Annotated in this window: 5 protein-coding genes; 3 read left to right on the forward strand and 2 right to left on the reverse strand. The window is 63.1% G+C overall.

The window, feature by feature from the left end; translation table 11 throughout:
- The first annotated feature begins 144 nt into the window (after nucleotides 1-144).
- Complete coding sequence (hemB, locus tag HHJ19_RS17280) at nucleotides 145-1,161, forward strand: porphobilinogen synthase (protein ID WP_296909093.1); 1,017 nt, start codon at nucleotides 145-147, stop codon at nucleotides 1,159-1,161.
- 107 nt (nucleotides 1,162-1,268) lie between these two features.
- Nucleotides 1,269-2,393, forward strand: a complete 1,125-nt coding sequence (locus HHJ19_RS17285) for a magnesium transporter CorA family protein (RefSeq protein ID WP_296909094.1) — start codon at nucleotides 1,269-1,271, stop codon at nucleotides 2,391-2,393.
- 504 nt (nucleotides 2,394-2,897) lie between these two features.
- Here the strand turns inward: HHJ19_RS17285 and HHJ19_RS17290 are convergent.
- Both HHJ19_RS17290 and HHJ19_RS17295 read right to left on the reverse strand, forming a co-directional pair.
- Entirely contained in the window at nucleotides 2,898-3,590 is a 693-nt protein-coding gene (locus HHJ19_RS17290) for a dienelactone hydrolase family protein (protein ID WP_296909095.1), read from the reverse strand.
- A 106-nt stretch (nucleotides 3,591-3,696) separates the two neighbouring features.
- Nucleotides 3,697-4,305 (reverse strand): 2-hydroxychromene-2-carboxylate isomerase, encoded by a 609-nt coding sequence (locus HHJ19_RS17295; RefSeq protein ID WP_296909096.1) that lies wholly within the window; start codon nucleotides 4,303-4,305, stop codon nucleotides 3,697-3,699.
- Nucleotides 4,306-4,396: 91 nt separating this feature from the next.
- On the opposite strand from HHJ19_RS17295, the gene HHJ19_RS17300 reads away from it, so the two are divergent.
- A complete protein-coding gene (locus HHJ19_RS17300) occupies nucleotides 4,397-5,143 on the forward strand; it encodes an SDR family oxidoreductase (RefSeq protein WP_296909097.1) in 747 nt (248 codons plus the stop codon).
- The last annotated feature ends 102 nt before the right edge of the window (nucleotides 5,144-5,245 follow it).

Below are 5,245 nucleotides of genomic sequence, written 5' to 3' on the forward strand. Positions count from 1 at the left end.
CTGCGCTGCCCCCCAAGGGGGCGCTGCGCCTGCGGCCCGGCAAAGCCGGTTCCGCGGCCCCTGCTGGCGTGAAGAGGAAGCCCGGTACTGAGGGCATACGCGCGATCCCTCATGGGTCGGCCCAAGGTTTGGCACAATTTGGCCATGACCCTGCACGCCTCCAACTTTGCCCCCTTCCCGATGGGTCGCCCCCGTCGCCTGCGCCGTGACAGCTTCACGCGCAACCTGGTGCGCGAAAACGCACTCACCGCGCACGACCTGATCTACCCGGTATTTGTGCTTGACGGCCAGCGGCGCCGCGAGCCCATCGCTTCCATGCCCGGCGTGGAGCGGCTCAGCCTGGACCTGCTGCTGCCGGTGGCCGAGGAGTGCGTGAAGCTGGGCATTCCGGTGATGGCGCTGTTTCCGGTGATTGACGCGTCGCTCAAGACCGAAGACGGCCAGGAAGCGCTTAACCCCGAAGGTCTGGTGCCGCATGTGGTGCGCGAGCTGAAAAGACGTTTCCCCGAGCTCGGCGTGATGACCGACGTGGCGCTCGACCCCTTCACCACCCACGGCCAGGACGGCCTGCCTGACAGCCATGGCTACATCATGAACGACGAGACGCTGGAAGTGCTGGTCCAGCAGGCGCTGACGCAGGCTGAAGCCGGTGTCGATATCGTCGCGCCCAGCGACATGATGGACGGTCGCATTGGCGCCATCCGGCAGGCGCTGGAAAGCCAGAACCTCATCCACACCCGCATCATGGCCTACAGCGCCAAGTACGCGAGCGCTTTCTACGGTCCGTTCCGCGATGCCGTCGGCTCGTCGGGCAACCTGGGCAAGGCCAACAAAAAGGTTTACCAGATGGACCCCGGCAACAGCGATGAGGCGCTGCGAGAAGTCGCCATGGACATCGCCGAGGGCGCCGACATGGTGATGGTCAAGCCTGGCATGCCCTACCTGGACGTGGTGCGCCGCGTCAAGGACGAATTCCAGGTGCCGACCTTCGCCTACCAGGTCAGTGGCGAGTACGCCATGCTCAAGGCCGCCGCCCTGAACGGCTGGCTCGACCATGATGCGGTCATGATGGAAAGCCTGCTGGCCTTCAAGCGCGCCGGCGCTGACGGCGTGCTGACTTACTTTGCCATCGACGCCGCCCGAAAGCTGCGCCAGGTTTGAAAAGCGCCACCACGGACGCCGGTTTTGCTATTAAAATAATAGCAAATTACAACCGTAATCACTGGACCTAAGGCCGGTTTGACATAAAAAAACGAAATGGGGCTTGCATGCGCGTCTTCACCATCACCCCAGGCAACCTGGGCGTTACGGAAACCAGCACCCTGCCGACGCAACTCCCTGCGCAAGGCCTGGTCTGGATTGCCTGCGCGCGGCGCGAGTTCGAGGTCATGCAGCTGCAAATCCAGGCAACACTGCAAAGCCTCTGCGGCACTCAGCTGGTCGACCTTCATGTGTCCGACCTGCTGAGCAACCAGCTGCCCTCGCACTACGACTACACCTCGCAATACGACATCCTGGTGTTTCGCCGCCTTGGCACCGGCCAATCGGAAACCGACCTTTCCCGGCCCGGGGAGCCAACGCATCAGCCGGTCAAGCGCAGCGGGCCGCCGGTGCTGCGGCGCATCGACACCAGCCCGGTGGGCTTTGCCGTGTTCGACAATTTGCTGCTGACCGTGCACCCGACCGAATGCGCCGCCCGCGACAGCTACGCCTTCAAGCTGCTCAATTCATCCTCCGCCACCACCACCGACTCGCGCGTCAATGGCGTCAAGCTGCCGGCCAGCCCGGCCGACCTGATGCTGCGCATCGTCAACCACATGGTGGACGGCTACCTGGAGCTGCGCCGCGAGCTGACGCGCCAGTTTGACCACTGGCAGTCCGAACTGCTCCGACCAGACACGCGCTTCAGCAACTGGAGTTCGGTGCTGGACGCGCGGCTGGCGATGCACCAGCTGGACGAGATCTGCGAAGACCAGCGCGCTGCCCTGCAGGACTGGATTGAGTCGATTGAAACCTGGCCCGACAGCGACACACTGCAAATACAGCGCGAACGCGAACTGCTCAAGGTGCGTTCGCGCGACGTGCTCGAGCATATCGAGCGCGTGGTCCACCATGTGCAGCGCCTGGAGCAAAGCGCCGAAACCGCCGTGCAGATGCACTTTTCGGCGCAAAGTCACCGTACCAACGACATCATGCGCACGCTCACGGCGCTGACCGCCGTGTTTTTGCCGCTCAACCTGATCACTGGCTTTTTTGGCATGAACTTCGAGTTCCTGCCCATCATCCACAGCCGCTCGGGGTTCTGGTGGACCTTCGGCCTGATGCTGCTGCTGGTGGTCGTGGTGGTTTCCGTGTTCTGGCGCAAGCGCTATCTGGCCAAATCAAGCCGATAGGAATGCGCCAGCCACACAGCGCCCGGCCGATGCCACAAGCGCCGTTCGCCCGGGTCACGCTGGCTTCGGTAAAGCTCCGCTGAGCGGGCCGGAGCCCGGATTGCGCCGCGTGGCCGAAGTTTCCCGCCAGCGGCAGCCCGCTGCAGGACTAAGCAGCGCAGTTTCATGTGACCCAAATCAATTCTTCGTTTTACCGGCCGCACTTGCGGACCACTGATGCGCGCCCGCCGATGCCCCGCCGGCGCTGGTGGATCGCTCGAAGCCAACTTTCCGGCCCTGATCTCCTAGAACCACGAACCACGAATCGCGCATCAGCGACAGGCGCAATCAGCTCGGCCTGCAGATCAATCTGCTGACAAAACGGGCAAACACCTGGATGATCCAGATGCGACTCAGCCAGAAAAACCAACGGTCCGGATTCAGCGAAGACCAGCGCGACAACCTGCGGAAAGCGTCATCGGACGGTGAAAAGGCCTGAATCACCGTGAACGGCGGTGCACTGGATCAGTCAGCCAGTTTGGCGGCAAAAAAGGCCAGCGTCCGTTCTCGCGCCAGCGTGGCCGCCGCTTCGTTGTAGGAGCCGCGCTGGTCGCAGTTGAAGCCGTGGTTGGCTGGATAGACATACACCTCGACTTCGGGATGCGCCTTGCTGAAGGCGCTGATGCCTTCCATCGGAATCCAGTGGTCCTGGTCGCCAAAGTGCGCCATCACCGGGCATTGGGGCTGGCGGGCGATTTCGTCTTCCGCCGTCATGCCGCCACCGTAATAGGGCACCGCGGCCGCTAGGCCCTTGAGCATGCAGGCCGCCTGCCAGGTCAGCAAGCCACCCCAGCAAAACCCGACGATGCCCACCTTGCCGCCGCTGGCCTGGGCCGCATGGTCGATGGCGGCCTGGAGGTCTTGCAACACGCCGGCGCCGGGCAAGGCACTCGTGGCGGTTTTCAGTTCGAAGCCGGCCGTCATGTCGGCTTCGGTGTAACCCAGTTCCACGCCCGGCTTGACGCGTTCAAACGTGGCTGGCGCAACGGCCAGGTAGCCCTGCTCGGCAAAGCGGTCTGCCACCGCGCGGATGTGCGAGTTGACGCCGAAGATTTCCTGCACCACAACGACAGCGCCGCGTGGCTTGCCCGCCGGTTGCGCCACATAGGCGGGAACGGTGAAACCATCGGCAGCCGTGAGATTGGTGAATTGACCCATGATGAAAAAGCTCCTGTTAAGCCGTTGTGTTGAATGGATTGAATGGATTAAATTAAAGGGCCTGGCGGAATCAGCCATCAGCCATCGGGAAGGCAGTGCCAGTTGCTCAGGACCGCGCGTTGAGCTTGCGCTCGACAAAGTCGAGCCGGTCCTGGCCCCAGAACAGTTCGCCGTCGATCACGTAGCTGGGCGCGCCGAACACACCGGCGGCAATCGCCTGCACGGTATTGCTTTCATAACGCTCCTGCACCGCCTGGCTGTAGGATTGCTCCAGCCGCCCGGCACCCAGGCCGCATTCCGCCAGCAGCCCGGCCAGCACTTTTTCATCAGCGATGTGCCGCTCCTGTGCCCACACGGCGGTGAAAATGGCGCCGCTGATCTTCATGGCAGCTTCGGTGCCGTCGTGCAGATCGACCGCAATGATCAGGCGCGAAGCATCGTCACCCGATGCCGGAAAATACTTCGGTTTGACATTCAGGAGCAACCCCTGGTAGCCGGAGTAGCGCTTAAGCTCTAACAGGCGGTAGGCCTGACGCTGCGGCGCACGCTGGCCCAGCGGCAGACCGCCCGAGATCGGAAACACCTTGCCGCCCAGATCAATAGGCAAGACCCGCACCGTGGCGCCGGCCGCGCGCGCGATCTGCGAAAAACGCGCGTGGCCCAGATAGGCCCAGGGGCTTTGCGGCGTGAAATAGTAGTCCACAGTTGTACTCAAAATCGTCTCCGGGGTCAGGAATTCATTACAGTCACGGATTCAGCGCGATTCCCCTTGTACCCGGGATTGCCACTTTTTGCAGGAGTCCGGTTTGTCCAAACTTGTTTTAATCACGGGAGGCTCGCGCGGCATTGGTGCGGCAACGGCCTTGCTGGCGGCCCGTCAGGGCTATGCGGTGGCAGTCAACTACGCCAGCAACTCGCTCGCCGCCGATGAGGTGGTTCGGCAGATCCATCAGTCTGGCGGCCATGCCATGGCGGTACAGGCCGACGTGGCGCAGGAAGCGCAGGTGCTGGCGATGTTTGAAAAAATCGATGCCGAATTCGGCCGCGTCAGCGCGCTGGTCAACAACGCTGGCGTGGTGGACCAGACCACGCGCGTCGATGCGATTACGCTGGCGCGGCTGCAGCGCATCTTTGAAATAAATGTGTTCGGCTCTTTTTTATGCGCCCGCGAAGCCGTCAGGCGCATGAGCACGCGTCACGGCGGCTCCGGCGGTGCGATTGTCAATGTCTCCAGCGCCGCAGCGCGGCTGGGCTCGCCCGGCCAGTACGTGGACTATGCGGCGGCCAAGGGCGCGATCGACACCTTCACCATCGGCCTGGCCAAGGAGGTGGCGAGCGAAGGCATACGTGTCAACGCCGTGCGCCCCGGCCTCATCAAAACCGGTATACACGCCTCAGGCGGCTTGCCGCACCGCGCACAGGACATGGCGCCGCAAGTGCCCATGCAACGGCCCGGCAGCGCCGAAGAAGTGGCCGAATCGATCGTCTGGCTGTTATCTGAAAATTCTTCTTACACCACTGGCGCGCTGCTGGATGTGGCGGGAGGCCGATAAAGAGATGACCCCCACGCTTGCCACTGCGTGTGCTGCGCTGCCCCCCGAGGGGGCTGGCCTGGCTTGGGGCGGCCCGGCGCCAAGGCCGTGGACCCCCACGCT

It is taken from the genome of Polaromonas sp. (assembly GCF_012927415.1).
GTDB lineage: Bacteria > Pseudomonadota > Gammaproteobacteria > Burkholderiales > Burkholderiaceae_C > Polaromonas.

Coding starts and splice junctions, on each gene's coding strand:
- hemB (WP_296909093.1), top strand. CDS start 145: ATGACCCTGCACGCCTCCAACTTTGCCCCCTTCCCGATGGGTCGCCCC.
- HHJ19_RS17285 (WP_296909094.1), top strand. CDS start 1,269: ATGCGCGTCTTCACCATCACCCCAGGCAACCTGGGCGTTACGGAAACC.
- HHJ19_RS17290 (WP_296909095.1), bottom strand. CDS start 3,590: ATGGGTCAATTCACCAATCTCACGGCTGCCGATGGTTTCACCGTTCCC.